This is a genomic window from Pseudomonas sp. GM48, assembly GCF_000282335.1.
Lineage (GTDB): Bacteria > Pseudomonadota > Gammaproteobacteria > Pseudomonadales > Pseudomonadaceae > Aquipseudomonas.
The window spans coordinates 1-22,058 of the sequence record NZ_AKJM01000057.1; the positions used below are offsets into that span (position 1 = coordinate 1).

17 protein-coding genes are annotated in these 22,058 nt (G+C 61.5%); 11 read left to right on the top strand and 6 right to left on the bottom strand.

Annotated elements, in window-relative coordinates:
* Positions 1 to 124: 124 nt before the first annotated feature.
* A complete protein-coding gene (locus PMI28_RS18155; protein ID WP_007985458.1) occupies positions 125 to 1,426 on the bottom strand; it encodes an ATP-binding protein in 1,302 nt (433 codons plus the stop codon).
* Between the two features lie 4 nt (positions 1,427 to 1,430).
* Positions 1,431 to 2,132, bottom strand: coding sequence for a response regulator transcription factor (locus PMI28_RS18150; RefSeq protein WP_007985461.1), 702 nt, complete (start codon positions 2,130 to 2,132; stop codon positions 1,431 to 1,433).
* A 276-nt stretch (positions 2,133 to 2,408) separates the two neighbouring features.
* On the opposite strand from PMI28_RS18150, the gene PMI28_RS18145 reads away from it, so the two are divergent.
* The 8 genes from PMI28_RS18145 to PMI28_RS18110 all read left to right on the top strand — a co-directional run bounded on the left by PMI28_RS18145 (position 2,409) and on the right by PMI28_RS18110 (position 12,974).
* A complete protein-coding gene (locus PMI28_RS18145) occupies positions 2,409 to 3,566 on the top strand; it encodes an efflux RND transporter periplasmic adaptor subunit (RefSeq protein WP_033063234.1) in 1,158 nt (385 codons plus the stop codon).
* 15 nt (positions 3,567 to 3,581) lie between these two features.
* On the top strand, positions 3,582 to 6,680 hold the full coding sequence (locus PMI28_RS18140; RefSeq protein WP_007985464.1) for an efflux RND transporter permease subunit: 3,099 nt from the start codon (positions 3,582 to 3,584) through the stop codon (positions 6,678 to 6,680).
* A gap of 183 nt (positions 6,681 to 6,863) precedes the next feature.
* Positions 6,864 to 7,505 carry a DUF1345 domain-containing protein gene (locus tag PMI28_RS18135; protein WP_007985465.1) on the top strand — a complete coding sequence of 214 codons (642 nt, stop codon included), beginning with the start codon at positions 6,864 to 6,866 and terminating at the stop codon, positions 7,503 to 7,505.
* Between the two features lie 152 nt (positions 7,506 to 7,657).
* Positions 7,658 to 8,683: a LacI family DNA-binding transcriptional regulator gene (locus tag PMI28_RS18130; RefSeq protein ID WP_007985466.1), complete on the top strand. Its 1,026-nt coding sequence runs from the start codon at positions 7,658 to 7,660 to the stop codon at positions 8,681 to 8,683.
* Between the two features lie 145 nt (positions 8,684 to 8,828).
* Complete coding sequence (locus tag PMI28_RS18125; protein WP_007985467.1) at positions 8,829 to 9,611, top strand: sugar phosphate isomerase/epimerase family protein; 783 nt, start codon at positions 8,829 to 8,831, stop codon at positions 9,609 to 9,611.
* A complete protein-coding gene (locus PMI28_RS18120) occupies positions 9,604 to 10,590 on the top strand; it encodes a sugar kinase (RefSeq protein ID WP_007985468.1) in 987 nt (328 codons plus the stop codon). Before PMI28_RS18125 ends, PMI28_RS18120 begins: the two co-directional genes overlap by 8 nt.
* An 86-nt stretch (positions 10,591 to 10,676) precedes the next feature.
* Positions 10,677 to 11,975, top strand: a complete 1,299-nt coding sequence (locus tag PMI28_RS18115; RefSeq protein WP_007985469.1) for an MFS transporter — start codon at positions 10,677 to 10,679, stop codon at positions 11,973 to 11,975.
* A gap of 21 nt (positions 11,976 to 11,996) precedes the next feature.
* Entirely contained in the window at positions 11,997 to 12,974 is a 978-nt protein-coding gene (locus tag PMI28_RS18110) for a 2-hydroxyacid dehydrogenase (protein WP_007985470.1), read from the top strand.
* Between the two features lie 159 nt (positions 12,975 to 13,133).
* Here PMI28_RS18110 and PMI28_RS18105 read toward each other — a convergent pair whose 3' ends face one another.
* From PMI28_RS18105 to PMI28_RS18095, 3 genes are all read right to left on the bottom strand, one after another.
* Positions 13,134 to 14,321: a pyridoxal phosphate-dependent aminotransferase gene (locus tag PMI28_RS18105; RefSeq protein WP_007985471.1), complete on the bottom strand. Its 1,188-nt coding sequence runs from the start codon at positions 14,319 to 14,321 to the stop codon at positions 13,134 to 13,136.
* An 80-nt stretch (positions 14,322 to 14,401) separates the two neighbouring features.
* The gene (locus tag PMI28_RS18100) at positions 14,402 to 15,562 is read right to left on the bottom strand and encodes a glycerate kinase (RefSeq protein ID WP_007985472.1); all 1,161 of its coding nucleotides are present in this window, start codon (positions 15,560 to 15,562) and stop codon (positions 14,402 to 14,404) included.
* A gap of 268 nt (positions 15,563 to 15,830) precedes the next feature.
* Positions 15,831 to 16,952: a sugar diacid recognition domain-containing protein gene (locus tag PMI28_RS18095; protein ID WP_007985474.1), complete on the bottom strand. Its 1,122-nt coding sequence runs from the start codon at positions 16,950 to 16,952 to the stop codon at positions 15,831 to 15,833.
* A gap of 170 nt (positions 16,953 to 17,122) precedes the next feature.
* Here PMI28_RS18095 and PMI28_RS18090 point away from each other — a divergent pair, with 170 nt between their 5' ends.
* From PMI28_RS18090 to rarD, 3 genes are all read left to right on the top strand, one after another.
* On the top strand, positions 17,123 to 18,433 hold the full coding sequence (locus PMI28_RS18090) for an MFS transporter (protein WP_007985476.1): 1,311 nt from the start codon (positions 17,123 to 17,125) through the stop codon (positions 18,431 to 18,433).
* A 195-nt stretch (positions 18,434 to 18,628) separates the two neighbouring features.
* A complete protein-coding gene (locus PMI28_RS18085) occupies positions 18,629 to 19,642 on the top strand; it encodes an aldo/keto reductase (protein WP_007985478.1) in 1,014 nt (337 codons plus the stop codon).
* Positions 19,643 to 19,838: 196 nt separating this feature from the next.
* Complete coding sequence (rarD, locus tag PMI28_RS18080; protein ID WP_007985480.1) at positions 19,839 to 20,720, top strand: EamA family transporter RarD; 882 nt, start codon at positions 19,839 to 19,841, stop codon at positions 20,718 to 20,720.
* Positions 20,721 to 20,847: 127 nt separating this feature from the next.
* On the opposite strand, the gene hppD is transcribed toward rarD, so the two are convergent.
* Positions 20,848 to 21,924: a 4-hydroxyphenylpyruvate dioxygenase gene (hppD, locus tag PMI28_RS18075; RefSeq protein WP_007979060.1), complete on the bottom strand. Its 1,077-nt coding sequence runs from the start codon at positions 21,922 to 21,924 to the stop codon at positions 20,848 to 20,850.
* Between the last annotated feature and the right edge of the window lie 134 nt (positions 21,925 to 22,058).

A 22,058-nucleotide genomic window follows, 5' to 3' on the forward strand; every position in this document is an offset into this window, starting at 1 on the left:
TGCCGAGCCTGCGAGGCTGCGTTCGAGGACGCAGTCCTCGCCCCCCTGAGAGTGCGGTTTACCTGAGTCTGCGACTGCTTCGCAGCCGAACGCTGCCTCGCAGGCTCGACAGCTGCTACAGGACTCAAACCAACGTCGGCAACCACAACCGAAACCTCGCCCCGCCAAGCGGCGAGGCTTCGACGGTCAACGTGCCGCCCTGGGCCTCCAGCGCCCGGCGGCTGATCGCCAGCCCCAGACCGAAGCCGCCGGTGGCGCGGTCGCGGCTGCGGTCAAGGCGGTAGAACGGTTCGAAAATCCGCTCACGCTCGTCCTCCGGAATGCCGATGCCATCATCGTCGACCCAGATTTCACAGCCGCCGGCATAAACCTGCACACCGATCTGGATACGCTTTTCGCAGTAGCGCATGGCGTTTCGCAACAGGTTTTGCAGGGCTCGGGCGGTCAGGCGCGGGTCCAGGCTGAAGCGTTCGAGCTGGCCGTGGAGCAGCACGTCGATGACGATTTCCGGAGACTCCAGCTCTTCGTCGACGCTACCCAGAATGCTGTCGATGAACTCATCCAGCGACACCTCGACCTGTTCCGTTAACCGCGCCGGGTTTTGCAGGCGACTGTAGGACAGCAACTCCAGCACCAGCTCATCGAGCTCACGAATGTGCGCCACCAGGCTTTGCAGACGCTCGCGGCTGGTCGCTGGCAAGTCGTCGGACAGGGCCAGTGCCAGGCCGAAATCCAGGCGGGTCAATGGCGTGCGCAACTCGTGGGATACCGCATTGAGCAAGTCCCGCTGCTGGTTGAGCAGGTTCTCGATGTCGCCGGCCATGGTGTCGAAAACGCTGGCCAGGCTGCCAATGTTGGAACTTGGGGAAATGAGCGTGCGCTCGCCCAGGTGCCCCTTGCCAAAGCGCTCGGCCGCACCCTTGAGACGCTCCAGATCACGCCAGTGCGGGCGCAACCACAGCAACAGGCACGCGAGCATGGTCGCGCCGATCAGTACGTTGATGCTCCAGTACAACAGGCTGACGTCCATCGGGTCCGGCGGCACGACCATTTGCACCACGCTGCGCTCGTTCAGTGGTGCCACTGCCAAAGTGCGCCAGCCCCAGTCGCCGATCCGCACCACGTTCTCGCCGCGCTGCAATCGCTGCTGCTCATCAAGGGAAAAATCCGCATCGTCGTTGCCGCTAAGGACGATGTGCAGCGGATGAAACTCCTTGTCCATGTCTGCGGCCAAGGCCGGCCATTGTTCGGTCGGCACGGCCTTGAACTGTTTGACGATCAGGGTTTGCAAGCCTCGGGAGTAATCGAGGTTGTAGGTAATGAAGCGCTCATGAAAGACCTTGATCACCAGATCCGGCACCAGATAAATCGCCGCGCTGAACGAGACGATGGTCACCAGGTACAAACGAAAGAGGATTCTGAACATCGGCTCAGCATTCCCACTCGGAACGACTGAACAGGTAACCCTTGCCCCACACAGTCTTGATCTTGCGCGCCTCGCCGGCGTGATCGTCGAATTTGCGCCGCAACTTGGAGATCGCCACGTCCACCGAACGGTCAGTGCCGTTGAATTCGATGCCGCGCAGGCGCTGCAGGATCTGGTCGCGGCTCAGCACTTCACCGGCATGCCGGGCCAGTACCACCAGCAGGTTGTACTCACCGCTGGACAGTTCCACCAATTGCTCGCGCCAGGTCACGGTGCGTTCGGACAGGTCGATGCACAGGTTGCCCATCAGAATGCGGTCGTTGGCGGTCTGCGGCTCGCTGAGGCTGCTGCGGCGCAGCAAGGTCCGCACCCGGGCCAGCAGGACCCGCGGTTCGCAGGGCTTGGTCACGTAGTCGTCGGCACCCATTTCCAGGCCCAGTACCTGGTCGTGGCTGTCGTCGCGGGCGGTGAGCATCAGGATCGGCAAGGTCGCGGAATCGGCGCGCAGCAGGCGACAGACCTGCAAACCGTCGAGGCCAGGCAGCATCAGGTCGAGGATCACCAGGTCCGGCGGATTGAGCCGTGCACGTTCGCGCACATGATCACCGCGACCGATCACGCTGACGGAGTAACCGTTGCGTTCCAGGTAACTGGCAATCAGTTCGGCGAGGGCGGTGTCGTCTTCGACCAGGAGGATGTTGGGCATTGGGTGTTTCCAGAAAAAAGCAGTGGCGTCTGTGCCGGCCTCTTCGCGGGCAAGCCCGCTCCCACAGGGGTTGTGTGCGAATCAGTTCCAATGTGGGAGCGGGCTTGCTCGCGAAGGCGGCACAGCAGTCGCATAAGGAATCAAGTTGTGAAGGATATACGCCCTCACCCACACATGAGTAAAACCCTTACACAATTTCACACAGCGCCAACAAAGCTTCACCGCTACCCTCGCCTTCGCCCGGTAGGATGCAGGGAGTCTTTATTGGGGTATTACATGTCGAAGAATCTGCTTGCCAGGCTCAGCCTGATTGCACTGGCGTTGACACTGGGCGCGTGTGACAAGTCCTCGAATGCCGAGGAACAGGCGCCGCTGGCCACGGTGCGCATCGAGACCATCGAAGCGCGGCCACTGACCATCAGCAGCGAACTGAGCGGGCGGATTGCTGCGCCGCGCATGGCCGAAGTGCGTGCCCGCGTGGCCGGCGTAGTCTTGCAGCGGACCTTCCGTGAAGGCAGTGATGTGAAACAGGGCGATGTTTTGTTCCGCATCGACCCGGCGCCATTCAAGGCTGACCTGGACAGCGCCGAAGCGGCGTTGCGCAAGGCCGAAGCCAACGCGTTCCAGGCCAGATTGCAGGAACAGCGCTACGCCCAGTTGATCGACGACAAGGCCATCAGCGGTCAGGACTACGACAACGCCCGGGCCAATGCGCGGCAGACCGCCGCCGATGTTGCTGCCAACAAGGCGGCGGTGGAGCGCGCCCGATTGAACCTCGGTTACGCCACCGTCACCGCGCCGATTTCCGGGCGCATCGGCCGGGCGCTGGTCACCGAAGGCGCGCTGGTCGGGCAGAACGAAACCACACCGCTGGCGCTGATTCAGCAGTTGAACCCGATTCATGCCGACCTGACCCAGTCCACCCGCGAACTCAACGAACTGCGCCGCGCCTTCCGTTCCGGCCAGTTGCAGCAGGTCGGCCAGGACCAGGCCAAGGCCACGCTGATTCAGGATGACGGCAGCCTCTACCCGCTGCCGGGCAAAATGCTGTTCAGCGACATCACCGTCGACCCGGGCACCGGCCAGATCATCCTGCGCAGCGAGTTCCCCAACCCCGACCTCGACTTGCTGCCGGGCAGTTTCGTCCGCGTACGCCTGGAACAAGCGGTCAACCAGCAAGGCATCAGCGTGCCGCAACGGGCCATCCAGCGCGACAGCGCCGGCATCGCCCAAGTGCTGCTGCTCGACACTGAACAGAAAGTCGGGCAGCAACCGGTCGAACTGGGCGCCGTGCAGAACGATCGCTGGATCGTCACCTCAGGTCTGAAAGCGGGCGACCGCGTCGTCATCGAGGGCCTGCAGCACGCCCGCGTCGGCGAAAAAGTACAGATCGACGACACCCCTCTTCCACTTGCCCAGGTGACTGGTCAGTAAGCAGGATGCTTTTTTATGCCGCAGTTCTTTATCGACCGCCCGGTATTCGCCTGGGTGGTTGCACTGTTCATCCTGCTGGCCGGTGCGCTGGCCATTCCGCAACTACCGGTGGCGCAATACCCCGATGTCGCGCCGCCACAAATCGAAATCTACGCCGTGTATCCGGGCGCTTCGGCGCAAACCGTGGACGAGAGCGTGGTCAGCCTGATTGAAGAAGAACTCAACGGCGCCGATCACCTGTTGTATTTCGAGTCCCAGAGCAGCCTGGGCAGCGCCACCATCAAGGCGACCTTCCAGCCCGGCACCAACCCGGAACTGGCACAGGTCGATGTGCAAAACCGCCTGAAAGCCGTGGAGTCGCGCTTGCCGCAAGCGGTGACCCAGCAAGGTTTGCAGGTAGAGAAAGTCTCCTCCGGTTTCCTGCTGTTGATCACCCTGACGTCCAGCGACGGCAAACTCGACGACGTAGCGCTCAGCGATTACCTGGCGCGCAACGTGATGAACGAGATCAAGCGTCTGGACGGCGTCGGCAAGGCACAGTTGTATGGTGCCGAGCGGGCGATGCGGATCTGGATCGACCCGCAGAAACTGATCGCCTTCAACCTGACGCCGGCGGACATCAACGCCGCCATCGTGGCGCAGAACGCCCAAGTGTCGGCAGGCAGCATCGGCGATCTGCCGACCCGAACCACCCAGGAAATCACCGCGACCATTCTGGTCAAGGGGCAGTTGTCGACCCCCGAAGAGTTTGCCGACATCGTCCTCAAGGCCAACCCGGATGGTTCTACCGTGCGCATCGGCGATGTGGCACGGGTCGAGATCGGTAGCCAGGAATACCAGTTTTCCACGCGCCTGAACGGCAAGCCATCCACCGCCGTCGCCGTGCAGTTGTCGCCCGGTGCCAACGCGCTGAACACCGCGACCCTGGTGCGGGCGAAAATGGATGAGCTGTCGCGCTACTTCCCGGCGAACGTCGAATACAAGATCCCGTACGACACCTCGCCCTTTGTCAAAGTGTCGATCACCAAGGTCGTCTACACCCTCGGCGAGGCCATGCTGCTGGTGTTCGCGGTGATGTTCCTGTTTCTGCAAAACATCCGCTACACGCTGATTCCGACACTGGTGGTGCCGGTGGCGTTGATGGGCACTTTTGCGACGATGCTGGCGCTCGGGTTTTCGATCAACGTGCTGACCATGTTCGGTATGGTGCTGGCCATCGGCATTCTGGTGGACGACGCCATCGTGGTGGTGGAGAACGTCGAGCGGATCATGGCCACCGAGGGCTTGTCGCCCAAGGACGCCACGCGCAAGGCCATGAAGCAGATCACCGGGGCAATCATCGGCATCACCCTGGTGCTGGTCGCGGTGTTCATTCCGATGGCCTTCATGCAGGGTTCGGTCGGAGTGATTTACCAGCAGTTCTCGCTGTCGATGGCCACCTCGATCCTGTTCTCGGCATTCCTCGCCCTGACCTTGACCCCGGCCTTGTGCGCGACGTTGCTCAAGCCGATTGCCAAAGGCGAGCACCATGAAAAAACCGGTTTCTTTGGCTGGTTCAACCGTCGTTTCGAGCAACTGACCGGGCGCTATCAAGGCTGGGTCGCCTATGCGCTGAAACGCAGCGGGCGCTTTCTGCTGATCTACGGCGTACTGCTGGTGGGTCTTGGCGTGTGCTTCAGTCGCCTGCCCTCTTCGTTCCTGCCGGTGGAAGACCAGGGTTACACCATCACCGACATTCAGCTGCCACCGGGTGCAAGCAAGAACCGTACGGTGCAGGTGGCCGAGCAGGTTGAAGCGCACAACGCCGGGGAACCGGGCATTCGGGACAGCGTGGTGATTCTCGGTTTCAGCTTCTCTGGCAGCGGGCAGAATGCGGCGCTGGCGTTCAGCACGCTGAAAGACTGGTCCGAGCGGGACAGTGACGATTCGGCCGGCTCGATTGCCGACCGGGCCAACGTCGCCCTCAGCCAGATCAAGGACGCGGTGACGTTTGCCGTACTGCCGCCGCCTGTCGATGGCCTCGGCACCTCCAGCGGTTTCGAGTTCCGCCTGCAGGACCGCGGCGGTCTCGGTCATGCGAAGTTGATGGAGGCCCGTACCGCGTTACTCGCGGCGGCCGAAAAAAGCCCGATCCTGATGAACGTGCGCGAAAGCGCCCTGGCCGAAGCACCGCAGGTGCAACTGATCGTCGACCGCAAGCAGGCCAACGCGCTGGGTGTGTCTTTTGCCGACGTCGGCAACGTGCTGTCCACGGCCGTAGGCTCGGCCTACATCAACGACTTCCCCAATCAGGGGCGGATGCAGCGCGTCGTGGTGCAGGCCGAGGGCGACCAGCGCAGCCAGGTGGCTGACCTGCTGAAGATTCATGTGCGCAACACCCATGAAAAAATGGTGCCGTTGTCAGCCTTCGTGCAGGCCACGTGGACTCAGGGCCCGGCGCAGCTGACCCGCTACAACGGCTACCCGGCGATCAGCATTTCCGGTGAACCGACGCCGGGCCACAGCACCGGTGAGGCCATGGCCGAGATCGAGCGCCTGGTGGCGCAAGGCCCGGCCGGCCTGGGCCAGGAATGGACCGGGTTGTCGTTGCAGGAACGTTTGTCCGGCAGTCAGGCGCCGATCCTGCTGGGGCTGTCGCTGTTGATCGTGTTCCTGTGCCTGGCGGCGTTGTACGAAAGCTGGTCGATTCCGACCTCGGTACTGCTGGTGGTGCCACTGGGTGTGCTCGGCGCGGTGCTGGCCGTGACCTTGCGCGGGATGCCCAACGATGTGTTCTTCAAGGTCGGGCTGATCACCATCATCGGCCTGTCGGCGAAGAACGCGATCCTGATCATCGAGTTCGCCAAGAGCCTGTACGACGAAGGCCACGACCTGATCGACGCGACCCTGCAAGCGGCACGCCTGCGGTTGCGGCCGATTGTCATGACTTCGCTGGCGTTCATCCTTGGCGTGGTGCCGTTGGCGATCGCGACCGGCGCCAGTTCGGCAAGCCAGCAGGCCATCGGCACCGGGGTGATCGGCGGGATGATCACGGCGACGTTGGCCGTGGTATTCGTGCCGGTGTTTTTTGTGGTGGTGATGAAACTGGTGCGCAGGCGCCATAAAAACATCTGATCAACACCACTGTCCCAATGTGAGAGCGGGCTTGCTCGCGAAGAGGCCGTCACATTCGACATCCGTGTTGATTGACAGTCCGCCTTCGCGAGCAAGCCCGCTCCCACAAGGGATCTCCGTGATTTCAAGATTGTGCCCACCTGGGCTAAGGTGTTGGCATAGCCCCAACCCCATCGAGCCTCCATGTCCTTCCTCACCCACACCCACCCTCGCCTGTCCGCCGCCATCCTGCTGGGCATCGCGGTGGGCATTCTGGCTCCAGCCGATTCGCCGATCAGCAAGATCCTCTTCGGCTGGAATGCCGGCGTCTGGATCTACCTGTTGCTGATGTTCTGGCTCACCGTGCGTTCGAAAGCGACTGACGTAAAACGCATCGCCGAAATCGAGGACGAAAACGCCGGGTTGGTGCTGGCACTCGTGTGCATCGCCGCATTGGCCAGCCTGGCGACCATCACCTTCGAACTGGCTGGCAGCAAAGACCTGGAAACCACGCGCAAGCTGTTGCACTACGGCTTCACTGCCCTGACGGTGATCGGCTCGTGGCTGCTGATCGGGGTGATTTTCAGCGTGCATTACGCGCGACTGTTCTACACCTGGGAAGGCAAGGAACCGGCTCTGCGCTTTGCCGAAGGCCTGACGACCCCCAATTACTGGGACTTCCTGTATTTCTCCTTCACCGTCGGCGTAGCGGTGCAGACCTCGGACGTAGGCGTGGCGACCCGGGAGTTGCGCAAGATTGTACTGGCGCAATCGTTGATCGGTTTTCTGTTCAACACGGCCATCCTTGGATTCTCGATCAACATAGCCGCCGGGTTGTTCAACTGACAGTTGCACAAACGTTCCAGTCATCGTCCTGAATCCGCCCGTCGGTATAAATCGACTCAGGGGCTTGACGAGGCATTTGGTTTTGGTGTCTTCTGAAACCGGTTTCAGCGCATTGCGCAAACCTTATAAATCCAATAAGAAGGTTTCAGACCGTGAACGATTTCTCCGCCGCCCAACGCAGCCGCGTGACCATGCTCGACGTGGCCGAACACGCCAAGGTTTCCAAGGCCAGCGTTTCGCGGTTCATCGGCGAAGACCGCGCCCTGCTCTCCGATGCCATTGCCCAACGTATCGAGCAGGCGATTGCTGAGTTGGGCTATCGCCCGAACCAGATGGCCCGCGGCCTCAAGCGCGGGCGCACCCGCCTGATCGGCATGCTGGTGGCCGATATCCGCAACCCTTATTCAATTGCCGTGATGCACGGGGTGGAAACCGCCTGCCGTCAGCATGGCTACAGCCTGGTGGTGTGCAACACCGACCGCGATGACGAGCAGGAACGTCAACACCTGGCCTTGCTGCGCTCGTACAACATCGAAGGCCTGATCGTGAACACCCTCGGCCATCACCGTGACGAGTTGCACGAGCTACACCGGGAAATGCCCCTGGTGCTGGTGGACCGCAAGGTCGAACACCTTGAGAGCGACATGGTCGGGCTGGACAATCCGGCAGCCGTTGAGATGGCCCTCGCGCATCTTGAAGAGCGCGGCTACCGCGATGTGTTGATGGTGACAGAACCGTTCGACGGCACCAGTTCGCGGATCGAACGGGTCGGCAGTTTCAGGGCGCAAATTGCCCTGCGCCCGGCTCTCCATGGCAGCATCATCGAAACCGGCAGCGAACTGACTGCACAACTTAAAACCTTTCTCGACACGCCCGGCCCTGGCCCGAAAGCGCTGTTTTGCGCGAACGGGATCGCGGCGCTGGCCTGCACCCATGCGTTGCGTGAACTCAAGTGCAAGCTGTTCGAGGATGTGGGTCTGATTGCTCTGGATGATCTGGATTGGTATCCGTTGGTGGGTAGCGGGATAACCGCGCTGGCTCAGCCGACCACCGAGATTGGCGCCAGTGCGTTTGAGTGTTTGCTCAAGCGGTTGCGCGGGGATGACGGGGCGGTGAGGACTTTGGATTTTTCGGCGCGGTTGATTGTTAGAGGGTCGACCCTTGGAAATTCTCGGTGAATGTTATGGCCCCTTCGCGAGCAAGCCCGCTCCCACATTTGGAATGCATTCCCCTGTGGGAGCGGGCTTGCTCGCGAAGAGGCCATCAAGATCACCCACTATTTTTTTGAACAAAAATGAAACCGGTTTCAGAGGTAAAACAACAATGAACAAACCAGCCATTTCCATCAGCCTGTCGAGCTACGGCGCCGACCTTGTGCGCCAACGCGGCCAAGGCAGTTTCATCGAAGTGCTGGCCGCCGCCGGCGCCACGCACATCGAATGGCGCGAAGAATTGCTGACCGGCGAAGTGCCTGCGCAACTGGCGGAGGTGACCCGGGCCGAGGGTCTGGAGAGCGTGTATTCCTCACCGATGGAACTGTGGCTGGCTGGCCAATCGAAGCCCAACCTTGAACTGATCCGCGCCCTGCAACGCGCCGAGGCGTTCGGCGCCAAATGGTTGAAAGTGTCGCTGGGTTATTTCACTGACAACCGCGATCTGCAATCCCTCGCCCGGCTGCTGGACGCCAGCCCCGTGCAGTTACTGGTGGAAAACGACCAGACCTTGCACGGCGGTCGCATCGAGCCGTTCCAGCGTTTTTTCGCGGACGTCGAACAGCACAAGCTACCGATCAAAATGACCTTCGATATCGGCAACTGGCACTGGCAGGACCAGTCCGCCGCCAGCGCCGCGCGCCTTCTCGGACGCCATGTCGGCTATGTGCACTGCAAAGCGGTTACGCGTCGCGCCGACGGCAAGCTGGTCGCCATCCCGCCGACCGCAAGCGACTTGCAACAGTGGGAACAGCTGCTGCGACACATGGCCCAAGGCGTTATGCGTGCCGCGGAATATCCGCTGCAAGGCGATGACCTGGTGCAACTGACCCGCGAACATGTGGTCGCCCTCGCTCACCTCGGCCAATCGCAGTTGGAGAGCGCTCATGTCTGAGTTCGATATCCTCTCGTTCGGTGAAACCATGGCGATGTTCGTCGCCGAGCAGGCTGGTGATCTGGCCAGCGTTGGCGCTTTCCACAAACGCATCGCCGGGGCTGACAGCAATGTTGCGATCGGTTTGTCGCGGCTGGGTTTCAAGGTGGCGTGGTTGAGCCGGGTCGGGGCCGATTCGTTGGGTCGGTTCGTGGTCGATACCCTGGAAAAAGAAGGCCTGGATTGCCGTCACGTCGACATCGACGCTGCCCACCCCACCGGTTTTCAACTCAAGTCCCGCACGGATGATGGCAGCGATCCGTCCGTCGAGTACTTCCGACGCGGCTCTGCGGCCAGTCACCTGTCGTCGCACTCGATCGTCCCCGAATTGCTCAAGGCCCGGCACCTGCACGCCACCGGCATTCCCCCGGCGCTGTCGGAAACTGCCCGGCAGATGTCGTTTGAATTGATGACCTGCATGCGCGATGCCGGGCGCAGCGTGTCCTTCGACCCGAACCTGCGTCCCAGCCTGTGGGCCAGCGAGCAACAAATGATCAGCGAGATCAACCGCCTCGCCGCCCTCGCCCATTGGGTGCTGCCGGGGTTGAGTGAAGGTCGCTTGCTGACCGGTTTCGAAGACCCGGCGGACATCGCCGCGTTCTACCTCGACCAGGGCGCCGAAGCCGTGGCGATCAAGCTTGGGCCCCACGGTGCTTACTACCGCACCCATCTTGATCAAGGTTTCGTCGCTGGCGTGCCGGTGGCAACGGTGGTCGATACGGTGGGCGCCGGTGATGGTTTTGCTGTCGGCATGATCAGCGCGCTGCTGGAAAACCAGAGCTTTGCCGATGCCGTGAAGCGCGCCAACTGGATTGGCAGCCGGGCGGTTCAGAGCCGGGGGGATATGGAGGGGTTGCCTACCAGAGCCGAGATGGTCAGCGAATTTGAGGCCGCCTTCGCGAGCAAGCCCGCTCCCACACTGGATCGTATTCCAACGTAAATCCCCTGTAGGGGCCAGAACGGTCACTGAAAATTTTGAACCCGTTACCTGCTGCGACAAAAACAACAAGCTCAGGAGCACCACTCATGAAAACCGCAACGCTCGCCACCCGCCGCTGGTGGTACATCATGCCCATCGTGTTCATCACTTACAGCCTGGCGTATCTGGATCGCGCCAACTACGGCTTTGCCGCCGCCTCCGGCATGGCTGCCGACCTGATGATCACGCCGGGCCTGTCGTCGATGCTCGGCGCGCTGTTCTTCCTCGGTTACTTTTTCTTCCAGGTGCCTGGCGCGATCTACGCGCAAAAACACAGTGTGAAGAAGCTGATTTTCGTCAGCCTGATCCTCTGGGGCAGCCTCGCGACTTTGACCGGTATCGTCTCCAACGCCTATTGGCTGATCGTCATTCGTTTCATGCTCGGCGTGGTCGAGGCCGCGGTGATGCCGGCGATGCTGATCTACCTGTGCCACTGGTTCACCCGCGCCGAACGCTCGCGGGCCAACACCTTCCTGATTCTCGGCAACCCGGTGACCATGCTCTGGATGTCGGTGGTGTCAGGGTATCTGGTGCAGCACTACAGCTGGCGCTGGATGTTCATTGTCGAAGGTTTGCCGGCAGTGCTCTGGGCTTTCATCTGGTGGCGTCTGGCCGATGATCGTCCGTCGCAAGCCAAGTGGCTCAACGATCAGGAAAAGCAGGATCTGGAAAGCGCACTGGCCGCCGAGCAGGTTGGCATCAAGGCCGTGAAGAACTACGCCGAAGCCTTCCGCTCGCCGAAAGTGATCATCCTGGCCTTGCAGTTTTTCTGCTGGAGCATCGGCGTCTACGGCTTCGTGCTTTGGCTGCCGTCGATCCTCAAGGCCGGCGCGCAGATGGACATGGTCCAGGCCGGCTGGCTCTCCGCGCTGCCGTACCTGGCGGCAGTGATCGGCATGCTGTTGGTGTCCTGGGGTTCGGACAAGCTGCAAAAACGCAAACGCTTCGTCTGGCCGCCGCTGCTGATCGCCTCGATTGCGTTCTACGGCTCCTATGCCCTAGGGGCCGAGCATTTCTGGTGGTCCTACACGCTGCTGGTGATTGCCGGTGCCTGTATGTACGCGCCCTACGGCCCGTTCTTCGCGATCATCCCGGAAATCCTCCCAGCCAACGTTGCGGGCGGCGCCATGGCGCTGATCAACAGCATGGGCGCCCTCGGTTCGTTTGGCGGCTCCTATTTGGTCGGCTACCTGAACAGCTCCACCGGTTCGCCCGGCGCCTCGTACCTGTTGATGAGCGGCGCCTTGATGCTCTCGGTGCTGCTGACCATTTTCCTCAAGCCCGGTGCCAGCGACCGGGAGCGGCCCACGGCTACCGTAGCGCGCACCGCTACAGCCCATTCCTGAATTGATTTCGAGATGAATACCATGAAAAAGCAGGTGGTCCTGTACAAGAAACTTTCACCGTTGCTGATGGCTCGCCTGCACGAGCAGGCCGAAGTGACGCTGATCGACAACCTCGACAGCGAAGGCCTGGCCAAGCTGCGCAACGCCCTGCCCCGCGCCCACGGCCTGCTCGGTGCCAGCCTGAAACTGGATGCCGAACTGCTCGACCTCGCGCCGAACCTTGAAGCCATTGCCAGCATTTCGGTGGGCGTCGACAACTACGATATCGACTACCTGAGCGAGCGGCGCATCCTGCTCAGCAACACGCCGGACGTGCTCACCGAAACCACCGCCGACACCGGTTTCGCCTTGATCCTGGCCACGGCCCGGCGCGTCGTGGAACTGGCGAACCTTGTCCGCGCAGGCGGTTGGCAGCGCAACATCGGCCCCGCGCATTTCGGCAGCGACGTGCATGGCAAGACCCTGGGCATCATCGGCATGGGGCGCATCGGCGAGGCACTGGCCCAGCGCGGGCATTGCGGTTTTGGCATGCCGGTGATCTATCACAGCCAGTCGCCGAAACCGGCGGTGGAGCAGCGTTTCAATGCGCAGTACCGGACCCTGCCCGAACTGCTGCAACAAGCGGACTTCATTTGCCTGACGCTGCCACTGACCGCAGACACCGAAGGCCTGATCGGCGCCGAACAGTTCGCCCTGATGCGCCCGCAGAGCATCTTCATCAACATCTCCCGGGGCAAGGTAGTGGACGAGGCGGCGCTGATTGAAGCCTTGCGTGCGGGACAGATTCGCGCGGCGGGACTGGATGTGTTCGAGCGCGAGCCGTTGCATCCCGACTCGCCACTCTTGCAGCTGGACAATGTGGTAGCGACACCGCACATAGGCTCGGCGACCCATGAAACCCGGGAAGCCATGGCCAGCTGCGCGGTGGACAATCTATTGGCGGCGCTGGCGGGTGAGCGGCCGGTGAATCTGGTGAATGGGGCGGCGTGGCGAGGTTGAGGCAGCCTCCCTTGTAGCAGCTGGCGGAGCCTGCGTCCGGCTGCGTAGCAGTCGCGAAATCAGACAACACGGTGTTTCAGGTAGACCTCGCACTCAGGTTTTACGACTGCTGCGCAGCCGGACGCAGGCTCCGCCAGCTGCTACGGGCGAGTGGTGGCATCAGGCGCGGCGTGCTTCGAGCGCGTCCGTGGCACACAGCGCGATGCGCCGACAGGCATCCGCCAGTTTCGGCCGATCGACCACCAGGCCGATGCGGATATGCCCCGCCGCACTCGGTCCGAAGGCTTCACCGGCCAATACCGACACACCGTACCGTTCCAGCAGCCGCTCGGCGAAATGCTGGGCCGACAACCCGGTGGGGCGCACATCGACCATCACGAACATGCCGCCATCGGGGCGGATCGCCCGCAGACCGGCGCAATGATCGAGACTTGTACACACAAGGTCACGACGCTGGCGATACTCTTCGCGCATCGAGGCCACTTCCGGCAGGTCCCGGTCCAGCGCCAACTGCGCGGCGTTCTGCACGAAATCCGGGATACCGAACAACATGCTGAGCGACAAGTTGACCAGATGCCCGGCCATGGGTTTGGGCCCGATCACCCAGCCCACTCGCCAGCCGCTCATGGCGTGGGACTTGGACAGGCTGTTGATCGTCGCCGTCCGTTCGGCCATGCCCGGCAGACTCGCCGGACTGATGTGCTCACCCTCGTACAGCAGATCGCTGTAGACCTCATCGCTGATCAGCCACAAATCGTGGCGAATGCACAGCGCCGCCAGCTCCTGCCAGCTCGCTAGTGACAAACTGGCGCCGGATGGATTGTTCGGACTGTTGAGCAGGATGGCGCGTGTTTTCGGCGTGATCCGTGCCGCGACATCCGCCGGGTCGACGCGAAACCCGTTCTGCGGACGCACTGGCACCGGGACCACTGTGGCCGCACAAGCGCCGATCACGCCTTCATAAGTCACGTACATCGGCTCGGCGACTATCACTTCATCGCCCGGATCGAGCAGGCATTGCGCCACCGAATACACCGCGCACTGCGCGCCTGGAAAGACGATCACATGTTCAGCATCCACCGCCTGACCGCTACGGTGCCGATGCCGGCGGGCAATGCTGTCGCGCAGCCCTCGACTGCCGCGCACTTCAGGATAGTGCGTATCACCGGCCAACAGGCTGGCAATGGCCGCCTGGACAATCGGTTGCGGGGTGTCGAAATCCGGGTCACCGATCGACAGCAGCAAGACATCGACGCCCTGCTCGCGCAACGCCAGCGCTCGATCGTGAATCTGCCAGGCCGCCGCTCCGTCTCCGGCGATTCGTTGAGTCAAGGCTGAATAGCGCATGTCGTTCTCCTGTCGCGCGGGTGCTCCAGCCTCAACCCTATCTCAATTCAGGAAATGCGCCACTATTGCAGGGATGCCCTTTATTCTTCGGGCCCGATCCGCACCTGGGCTCTGGCCACCCGCCACACCCGGGCCACATCGCTCGCCCGCTCACGCAGCAAACGCGGTGCTTCGGCACAAGCCTGCTCGAGGGTCATCGGCCCGCTCGCCAGGGCAAACGCCGCGTCGATGCCATGCTCATAGAGCGCCTGATAACCGTCGCCCAGCGTGCCGGCAATGACGATGACCGGCACACCGTGCTGCCTGGCGACACGCGCCACACCAAACGGCGTCTTGCCGCGCAGGGTTTGCGCATCGAAACGCCCTTCACCGGTGATCACCAGGTCGGCGCCTGCAACCGCCTCGGCCAGGCCCACCAGCTCGGCAACCACCTCGACCCCGGCCTTGAATTGCGCGCCCAGGAACGCTTTGGCGGCAAACCCCAGGCCACCTGCCGCGCCACTGCCCGGTTCGTCACGGACATCGTTGTTCAAGGCTGTCGCGCAATGCCCGGCAAAGTGCCTGAGAGCGCGGTCCAGTTGCTCGACCTGTGCGGGCGAGGCGCCTTTTTGCGGGCCAAAAATCGCCGAGGCGCCGTGGGGACCGCACAGCGGGTTGTTGACGTCGGCGGCGATGTCGAAGCGTACCTGCGCCAGTCGCGGATCGATGTCGCTCAGGTCAATGTGCGCCAATTGCCCAAGGGCGAGACCGCCCGGTGACAGCGTCTGCCCCTGAGCGTCCAGCAGTTTCACACCCAAGGCCTGCATGGCACCCGCGCCGCCATCATTGGTCGCACTGCCGCCAATCGCCAGGATCACCCGTTGTGCACCGGCATCCAGCGCGGCACGGATCAATTGCCCAGTGCCAAAGGTGCTGCTAATGCACGCATCCCGTTGCGCCACCGGGACCAACTGCAAACCACTGGCCTCGGCCATTTCGATGATCGCGGTGTGGCTCTGCGGCAACCAGCCCCAGGCGGCATCCACCGTTGCCCCCAGCGGCCCGCGAACCACAGTGCGGCGCAGTTCGCCTTCGCACGCGGCAAGAATCGACTCGACAGTCCCTTCCCCGCCGTCGGCCATCGGGCACTTGATCAATTGAGCATCCGGCCACACCTGCGCCAGCCCCAACGCGATGGCATCGGCCACGCCTTGAGCGCTGAGGCTGTCCTTGAACGAATCGGGGGCGATCACGATTTTCATGGGAATTCTCCAGTTCCAATGTCCACATGCTGCCAGCCGTCATGAACAATAACGCCGGTCCGCTGCACAAGCGGCTTTGAGGATTATTGTTCATTTCCACAAAACCTTCTTCCTGCGACCTTCACGTGTAGCAGCTGCCGAGCTTGCGAGGCTGCGTTCGGCGGCGGAGCCGTCGTCAATCCTATGCATGCGGTTTTCCTGAAACACCGCAGCGTTTGAGTTCACGACGGCTTCGCCGCCGAACGCAGCCTCGCAGGCTCGGCAGCTGCTACGGGTTTACGTCGGTTTGTGGGAGTAATTGCACGCCGAGGTACAGTGCGAGCATGCCGTCCAGGCGTAGAGGATCAACCCCGCTCAGTTCGGCGATGCGTTCCATGCGATAACGCAGACTGTTGCGATGGATGCCCAGGGCATCGGCGCAGGCCTGGCTCTGGCCGTCGTGTTCGCACCAACTGCGCAGGGTCGCCAGTAATTGACCATTGCTGTCCTTGGCAATGACTTTGCGCAGCGGGTTGAGCAATTCGTCGAGGGCGTCGTCGTTGCGGTGGCGCCAGAGCATCACCGGTAGCCGATAGCGGGTCAGCGTCAGCAATCTGGAGCGCGGCAATACATCGCGACCGTAGGCCAGCAAGTCACCGACCCGGCGATAGCAGCGGCGCAAACCCGCCAGTCCATCGGCCTGACCACCCACGGCTATGCGCAGGATGTTCCAGCCCAGGCCGTCGAGTTTGTCCAGCAAGCGCTCGTTCTCGATCGTCTGGCTGGCTGGCCGGCACCAGAGCAACGAGGTTTTGGCCGAACTCACGCACCAACTGTCGGGGTAACGGCTCGTCAACCAGGCACTGAGTGCCTCGACGGTTTGCCCCGGGGCGTGCTCCAGGCCCAGTTCGAACAGGTATGGCACTCGGGTCATCCGTGGCTTGAGGCCCAACTGCTGCGCTTCATCGACCAGTCGCGGAGAATCCCCGGCTTCGCTGAGCAGCAGCGCCAGCAAATCATCGCAGCGCTGGCGTCGCCATTGCTGTTCGGCCTGCTGGTTGCGCTGGCCCACCAGCATTTCGGCGGTCATGCGCACCAACTCGGCGTAGGTGCGCAGTTGCTCGGGTTCGCCGGTGATACCCAGCACGCCGATCAGGCGCTGATCAAGCCACAACGGCAGGTTGATGCCTGGCTGCACGCCCTTGAGATGAATCGCTGTCTGCGCATCGATCTCCACCACGCGGCCGTTGGCCAATACCAGTTGCGCCCCCTCATGCCGGGTGTTGACCCGCTCCGGTTCGCCACTGCCGAGGATCAAGCCCTGGCTGTCCATGACGTTGACGTTGTATGGCAGGATAGCCATCGCCCGGTCGACGATGTCCTGGGCCAGGTCGTGATCGAGTTCGAACATGCAAGTGATCCTTGAAGACGGTGATGGAACGGGTTGTTCACCCGCACAGGCCTTGGTTGCAAACCCTGTGCTCAGGCACAAAGACAGCCACCATAAGGGTGGTCGAGACTCTCAGGGCGATCAACGTTACCCTTTGCATCGCAAAAAATCATAATAATGAGAGAGCCGCCATGACACAGAGCGCCGTAGCGTCCGACGCCATCGCTGACGACAAAAACGCCGTCTACAAGCGCATTACCCTGCGTTTGATCCCCTTCATTTTCATCTGCTACCTGTTCAACTACCTCGACCGGGTAAACGTTGGATTCGCCAAGCTGCAGATGCTCGACGCGCTGAAGTTCAGCGAAACCGTGTACGGTCTCGGCGCCGGCATCTTCTTTATCGGTTACGTGCTGTGCGGCGTGCCAAGCAACCTGGCCCTGACCAAGTTCGGCCCGCGGCGCTGGATCGCGCTGATGATGATCGCCTGGGGCTCCCTGTCGACCTGTCTGCTGTTCGTCACCACCCCGACCGAGTTCTATACCCTGCGCCTGTTCACCGGTGCTGCCGAAGCCGGGTTCTTCCCGGGCGTCGTGTTGTATCTCTCGCAATGGTTCCCGACCTTCCGCCGGGGCCGCATCATGGCCTTGTTCATGTCGGCGATCCCGGTATCCGGCCTGCTCGGCAGTCCGTTCTCCGGCTGGATTCTCAACCACTTCGGCGCAGGCCAGGGCGGCTTGGCCGGTTGGCAGTGGATGTTCCTGCTGCAAGGTATTCCGACCGTGATCCTCGGTACGCTGGCTTATTTCCTGCTCAGCGACAGTTACGCCAATGCAAAATGGCTGACCCCATTCGAGCGTTCGGTGCTGGAGGCCGACCACGCCGAGGACCTGGCCAACAAACCGAAAACCACGACTGATTCGCTGCTGGCGGTATTCAAGAACCCGGCGATCTGGGCCTTCGGCCTGATCTATTTCTGCATCCAGAGCGGTGTGTACGCGATCAACTTCTGGCTGCCATCGATCATCAAGAACCTGGGCTTCAGCGATAACCTGGTGATCGGCTGGCTCAGTGCGATTCCCTACCTGCTGGCGGCAGTGTTCATGCTGATCGTTGGCCGCTCGGCGGACCTGCGCAAAGAGCGTCGCTGGCATCTGGTGGTGCCGATGCTGATGGGCGCGCTCGGGCTGCTGATCGCGGTGAACTTCGCCGCCAACCCGGCCATCGCGATTCTCGGCCTAAGCATCGCCACCATGGGCGCCCTCACCGGCCTGCCGATGTTCTGGCCGGTGCCGACCGCCCTGCTCAGTGCTGGCGCCGCTGCGGGTGGCCTGGCGCTGATCAACTCGATGGGACAGATGGCCGGCTTCCTCAGCCCGTATCTGGTGGGTTGGGTCAAGGACAGCACCGGTTCGACCGATGCGGCGCTGTACCTGCTGGCGGGTGTGATTGTCTGCGGCAGTTTGCTGGCGTTGCGCATGACCCGTACCCTGCGCGCCTAAACACCACTTCCCCCCTGTAGGAGCGGGCTTGCTCGCGAAGAGGGAGCGTCAGGCAACATCAATGTCGTCTGATACACCGCCTTCGCGAGCAAGCCCGCTCCCACATTTGATCTGGTGTGTTCGATATTTCAGTTTGATCCCTGCAGTTGTTCTGGTATCTGATTGAGCCTTTCCCACTGGTAAAAGGATTTGCTCATGAGCTATCGCACACTGGGTTATTCGGGTCTGCAGGTGTCCACCCTGACCCTGGGCACCATGATGTTCGGCGAACAGACCAGCACCGAAGATTCCCTGCGAATCATCGACAAGGCCTGGGACCAGGGCATCAATTTCATCGACACCGCCGACGTCTACACCAACGGCCGTTCCGAGGAAATCGTCGGCGAGGCTATCGCCAGCCGCCGCCATGAATGGGTGTTGGCCACCAAGGTCGGCTTCGGCCCCGTGGACGGCGTTCCCAACCGCAGCGGCCTGAGCCGCAAGCACCTCTTCAACGGCATCGATGCCAGCCTGACGCGCCTGGGCACCGACTACCTCGACATCTACTACCTGCACCGCGAAGACCACAATACGCCGCTGGAAGTCACGGTATCGGCCATAGGCGATCTGATTCGCCAGGGCAAAATCCGCTATTGGGGCTTGTCGAACTACCGTGGCTGGCGTATCGCTGAAGTGATTCGCGTGGCCGACAGGCTGGGGGTCGACCGGCCGGTAATCAGCCAGCCGCTGTACAACATCGTCAACCGCCAGGCTGAAACCGAGCAGATCACTGCGGCACAAAACTATGGTCTGGGCGTGGTGCCCTACAGTCCGCTGGCGCGCGGGGTACTCAGCGGCAAATACGCACCGGACGTGACACCGGACGCCAACAGCCGTGCCGGGCGCCAGGACAAACGCATCCTGGAAACCGAATGGCGCGTCGAATCCCTGCGTATCGCCCAGCAGATCCAGCAATACACCCAGCAGCGCGGAGTCGGCATCGTCGAGTTCGCGATTGCCTGGGTGCTGAACAACAACGCAGTCACCTCGGCCATTGTCGGGCCGCGCACCGAAGCGCAGTGGGACGCCTACACTAAGGCGCAGGCAGTGAAGATCACGGCTGAAGACGAGGCGTTCATCGATTCGCTGGTGACGCCGGGGCATGCATCAACACCGGGGTTCAATGATGTGAGCCACTTTGTGTCGGGGCGCAAACCGCGCAATAGCTGACACAACACAAGACAAAATGTGGGAGCGGGCTTGCTCGCGAAGGCGGAGTGTCAGTCACATCAATGTTGTTTGACCCACCGCTTTCGCGAGCAAGCCCGCTCCCACATTCGAGTTGTGTTGATTGATTGGTCAATATTCGGCCCGAAAACCACGTATCCTCCGCCCCCCGTTTCACCTTCAACATCGCGAGGACAGTTTGTCTAAAGGTATCGCTCTATCGGTTTCAGCCTCGGTGCTGTTTGCCGTCATGTATTACTACACGTCGCTGCTCACCCCGTTGAGCGGCGTGGAAATCTTCGGTTGGCGCATGCTGCTGACCGTACCCTGCATGACCGTGTTCATGGTGTGGTCCGGGGAGTGGAAACGCGTGCTCGAGATTGTGCGGCGCGCCATTGCCAATCCGAAACTGATTGGCGCGCTGATCACCTCCTCTGCCCTGCTCGGCGTGCAACTGTGGCTGTTCATGTGGGCGCCGCTCAACGGCTACAGCCTCGACGTATCACTCGGCTATTTCCTGTTGCCGCTGACCATGGTCCTGACCGGTCGCCTCGCCTATGGCGATCGCCTGTCTTATCTGCAAAAAATCGCCGTGGTGTTCGCCTGCCTGGGCGTGATCAACGAGGTGTATCAGGTGGGTGGTTTTTCCTGGGCGACCTTGCTGGTCTGCATTGGCTATCCGACCTACTTTGTCCTGCGCAAACGCTTGGCAACGGACAATCTCGGCGGCTTGTGGCTGGACATGGCATTGACGCTGCCGGTGGCCATCTGGTTCGTTCAGAGTGGCGCGCAAGGTTTCGGTGTGTTTGACCAGCATCCATGGTTGTCGCTGTTGATCCCGATACTCGGCGTGATCAGCGCGTCGGCACTGGTGGTCTACATCATTGCCAGCCGCCTGCTGCCGTTCAGCCTGTTCGGCTTGTTGAGCTACGTCGAACCGGTGCTGCTGCTGGGCGTGGCGTTGCTACTGGGAGAGAGCATCAAGGCCGGCGAATGGCTGACATACATCCCGATCTGGATGGCCGTGCTGGTGCTGGTGTTCGAAGGGTTCAAGCACCTGGTGCGACAACGCAGACCTTAAGGCCACACATAACAAATGTGGGAGCGGGCTTGCTCGCGAAAGCGGTGTGTCAGTCAACATTAATGTTGAATGTACAACCGCTTTCGCGAGCAAGCCCGCTCCCACAGTTTTTTACAGCGTCTACAGATTAGTCGGTGGAGAGAACGCCACGACGAACCTGGTCACGCTCGATGGATTCGAACAGAGCCTTGAAGTTGCCTTCGCCGAAACCGTCGTCGCCCTTGCGCTGGATGAACTCGAAGAACACCGGCCCCATCAGGGTTTCCGAGAAGATCTGCAGCAGCAGACGCTTGTCGCCCGACTCGGACGAACCGTCCAGCAAAATGCCCCGCGCCTGCAGTTCGCCCACCGGCTCGCCGTGGTTCGGCAAGCGGCCTTCGAGCATTTCGTAGTAGGTGTCTGGCGGCGCGGTCATGAAGCGCATGCCGATGCTTTTCAGGTGATCCCAGGTCTTGAGCAGGTCATCGGACAGGAAGGCAACGTGCTGGATGCCCTCGCCGTTGAACTGCATCAGGAATTCTTCGATCTGCCCGGCGCCCTTGGACGATTCTTCGTTCAGCGGGATGCGGATCATGCCATCCGGTGCGGTCATGGCCTTGGAGGTCAGGCCGGTGTACTCGCCCTTGATGTCGAAGTAGCGGATTTCGCGGAAGTTGAACAGCTTCTCGTAGAAGTTGGCCCAGTAGGCCATGCGACCGCGATACACGTTGTGGGTCAGGTGATCGATGATCTTCAGGCCGGCACCGACCGGGTGGCGGTCAACGCCTTCGATGAACACGAAGTCGATGTCATAGATCGAGCTGCCTTCACCGAAACGGTCGATCAGGTACAGCGGCGCGCCGCCGATGCCTTTGATCGCCGGCAGGTTCAGTTCCATCGGGCCGGTTTCAATGTGGATCGGCTGGGCGCCGAGTTCCAGGGCACGCTTGTAGGCTTTTTGTGAATCCTTGACGCGAAACGCCATGCCGCACACTGACGGACCATGCTCGGCCGCAAAGTACGACGCCACGCTGTGAGGTTCATTGTTGAGGATCAGGTTGATCGCGCCCTGGCGATACAGGTGCACGTCCTTGGAACGGTGGGTCGCCACCTTGGTGAAACCCATGATCTCGAAGATCGGCTCCAGGGTGTTCGGGGTCGGCGATGCGAGCTCGATGAATTCAAAGCCCATCAGGCCCATTGGGTTTTCGTATAAATCTGCCATGGTTGGCGCCTCATCATTTTTTATCAATTAACTAAGGTTAGTTGTAAGCAATGCTGAGACCGGTGGGTGGCGCACAGGAGATGCCCCGCACACTGCGGGCGAGAAAATCACCGTAGATCAGTTGAAACCCGAAT